Here is a 2,702-nt window from a genome sequence, read left to right as displayed (position 1 = left end):
TAAATTCTTCTGAATAAGTTTTTCCTTTCATAAATTACCTCCAATAATTACTATATTTAGTATAACCTATACTAATATGCTTTGTCCAAATAATTCTCGGGGCTTAAGAGGTGTGAGAGGTCGGTAATCAAAATAATTGATTACCTCCTACTCGATTAGTCTACTATATTATCACTACGTATTTTTTACTAACATTTATATGGTAAAAATCACATAATGAATGTAATTCTTATTTGACATTAAAAAGAGTTTTATGATAAGAGTTATAAGTAGAGTTTGGAATTGTGAGGAGTGGACACTAAAAACTATTGTGTAGTTCCCAAAAGTAAATAATAGTAATGTTAAGAAATAATAATATATAAAAATAAATTGTAATAATTAATGGCTACATATGATGAAAATTAATAGTATATATAGATATCTATTTTAGGAGACACACTATGGAATATAATAGTAATTTGACAACTTTTGATTATATAACAAAAAAACAATTACTAGATGGGCAGCAACTTTCAATCCTTATTTTTATTTATTCAATTTTAATGGTATATGAAGGAATACTTCAACAAAAAGAAGTTGCCAAAGCTGAATATAATAATGAAAAAATAGAAGGTATTAATCCTCAAGAGACAATTAATACAGCTCTAAATATACTGTTCTTTGCACAGTTTCTTACAACACTAATAGGATTTCGGCAATATAATTATTTGTATAATAAATCAATAAATGGAGAGTATGAAAACTCTTTAGATCCTAATAGATATACTAATATAGGCAATTTACTTTGGCTTATAGGAATATATTTTTTAATTAAAGGTGCCGAAGAAATTTAAAAAAAGAAGTGCTTTTTATTATGCATATATAGTGTTTATTAATGATTAAGGCCTTTTTGTATTTAAAAAGAGGCCTTAAGAAAAAATTATACCAATATAAAAATAATTTAGACTTTATAGAAAACTATAGAATGCTTGATGAAGATTTAGATAGAAGAGTTGGAGTAGAAATTCAGAGAGACAAATACAAGAAGTTTAATTTATTAGATAAGATTAATGAAGCAATTGTAGTATAAAGATAAAAAACCAATTGGTGGTGGTGCTATAAGAGCTTATGATGAAGAAAGAGTAGAACTTAAGAGAATTTTTATAATACCAGAAGCTCAAGGAAAAGGTGTAGGTACAGAACTAGTAGAAAATCTTATTAAATGGGGAAGAGAATTGGATATAAATCAATTATCCTTGAAACTGGAAAAATACTTGCTGAATCATGTCATGTATATAAAAAATTAGGTTTTGAAGAGATACCTAATTATGGTCCATATATAAATGTGCCAGAATCATTATATATGAGTAAAAAACTGTAAGTTAAATAATGGAGATAATGCTTATTTAAAAGGAATATCATGGTATAATATAGAATGTATTTAAAAATTTTCTGGTAATTATCTAGAGCAATAAGCTTAAATTAAATTTTACTTAATAAGGAGGAGTTTTTATGAAAAAAATATTATTATTGGTAGGGGACTTTACAGAAGATTATGAAGCAATGGTTCCATTTCAATTATTGCAAACACTTGGATGTGAAGTAGATGCAGTATGTCCAGATAAAAAGGAAGGAGAAGTTGTTAAGACAGCTATCCATGATTTCTTAGGAGATCAAACTTATACTGAAAAACAAGGACATAATTTTATGTTAAATAAATCATTTGATAAGATTAATGTAAATGAATATGATGGGTTATATATTTCAGGAGGAAGATCACCTGAATATTTAAGATTAGATGAAAGAGTTCTTGATATAGTGAAGCATTTCTTAAAGGAAAATAAACCATTAGGAGCTGTATGTCATGGACCACAAATTTTAGTTGCTACAGGAATGCTTAAGGGAAGAAAGCTTACTGCTTATCCTACAGTTAAGCCAGAAATTATATCTGCTGGAGGAGAATTTGTAGATGTTGAAGGCGATGTAGCAATAACTGATGGAAATTTAGTTACTTCACAATCTTGGGCAGCACATATTTCTATAATGAAGGCTTTTATTAAGGTACTAGAAATATAGAGAAATTATTAATCATGAGTATATGCAAAGAATGTTATAGTGACAATAATAGAATAACTCCACTTCTTAGCCCTTTAGATTGTTTAAAAAATCATACACAATATATCTGTGGTTCTTGTAGGCGATGCATATGTATAGAACATGATAAAAAAAGAGGGTTACAAAGGTGGAACTTTCCATTTAAATCATTAGAAATTGCTAAGCTATATTTAAGGACAGCAGATTATACAATGAAAAAGAGTTGTGGAATATATGAAATAAAGAGTGATTCAGGACGGATATCATATAAAATATTTGCAGAAATTGAAGACTTAAAAATGTTTTTAAAAAAGAATAAAAATAAAACTTGTGAAGAAATGAAACCTGTATATATAAATAAGGAATATGCTGAGTTTAATAATACACAAGTAAGAAAATTATCAGAGCAAGAAGTAGAAGAATATATGAATCAAAGATAAATGTAACATAATTATTTGATTTTGGGTGAGTCTACTGTTTATCTGGATGTGGATGCTACGAAGGAGCTTAAGAGGTTTTTGAAGGAGTTTCAAAAAATAAGGGGATGTAAAAAAACTCTCCTAAAAAGAAAATCGCTGTAGGCATTAAACTTACAGCGATTTTTTGGTAAAATTAAATTATGATACCAA

Annotated in this window: 5 protein-coding genes; all 5 read left to right on the top strand. The window is 27.4% G+C overall.

Annotation, left to right across the window (positions count from 1 at the left end):
- Positions 1 to 440 precede the first annotated feature (440 nt).
- The 5 genes from BM384_RS16505 to BM384_RS16490 all read left to right on the top strand — a co-directional run bounded on the left by BM384_RS16505 (position 441) and on the right by BM384_RS16490 (position 2,513).
- Positions 441 to 833: a hypothetical protein gene (locus tag BM384_RS16505; protein WP_090015281.1), complete on the top strand. Its 393-nt coding sequence runs from the start codon at positions 441 to 443 to the stop codon at positions 831 to 833.
- A 41-nt stretch (positions 834 to 874) separates the two neighbouring features.
- Complete coding sequence (locus BM384_RS18415; RefSeq protein ID WP_242946102.1) at positions 875 to 1,069, top strand: hypothetical protein; 195 nt, start codon at positions 875 to 877, stop codon at positions 1,067 to 1,069.
- A 132-nt stretch (positions 1,070 to 1,201) separates the two neighbouring features.
- Positions 1,202 to 1,360: a hypothetical protein gene (locus BM384_RS18405; RefSeq protein WP_242946100.1), complete on the top strand. Its 159-nt coding sequence runs from the start codon at positions 1,202 to 1,204 to the stop codon at positions 1,358 to 1,360.
- Positions 1,361 to 1,491: 131 nt separating this feature from the next.
- Complete coding sequence (locus BM384_RS16495; RefSeq protein WP_090015279.1) at positions 1,492 to 2,055, top strand: DJ-1/PfpI family protein; 564 nt, start codon at positions 1,492 to 1,494, stop codon at positions 2,053 to 2,055.
- Between the two features lie 20 nt (positions 2,056 to 2,075).
- Positions 2,076 to 2,513, top strand: coding sequence for a hypothetical protein (locus tag BM384_RS16490; RefSeq protein WP_090015282.1), 438 nt, complete (start codon positions 2,076 to 2,078; stop codon positions 2,511 to 2,513).
- Positions 2,514 to 2,702 lie beyond the last annotated feature (189 nt).

It is taken from the genome of Clostridium sp. DSM 8431 (assembly GCF_900116755.1).
Lineage (GTDB): Bacteria > Bacillota > Clostridia > Clostridiales > Clostridiaceae > Clostridium.
This window is presented reverse-complemented; position numbering and strand designations above follow the sequence as displayed.

What these genes read in the sequence shown, in the direction of transcription:
- BM384_RS16505 (WP_090015281.1), top strand. Translation starts at nt 441, where the DNA reads ATGGAATATAATAGTAATTTGACAACTTTTGATTATATAACAAAAAAA.
- BM384_RS16495 (WP_090015279.1), top strand. Translation starts at nt 1,492, where the DNA reads ATGAAAAAAATATTATTATTGGTAGGGGACTTTACAGAAGATTATGAA.
- BM384_RS18405 (WP_242946100.1), top strand. Translation starts at nt 1,202, where the DNA reads ATGGGGAAGAGAATTGGATATAAATCAATTATCCTTGAAACTGGAAAA.
- BM384_RS18415 (WP_242946102.1), top strand. Translation starts at nt 875, where the DNA reads ATGATTAAGGCCTTTTTGTATTTAAAAAGAGGCCTTAAGAAAAAATTA.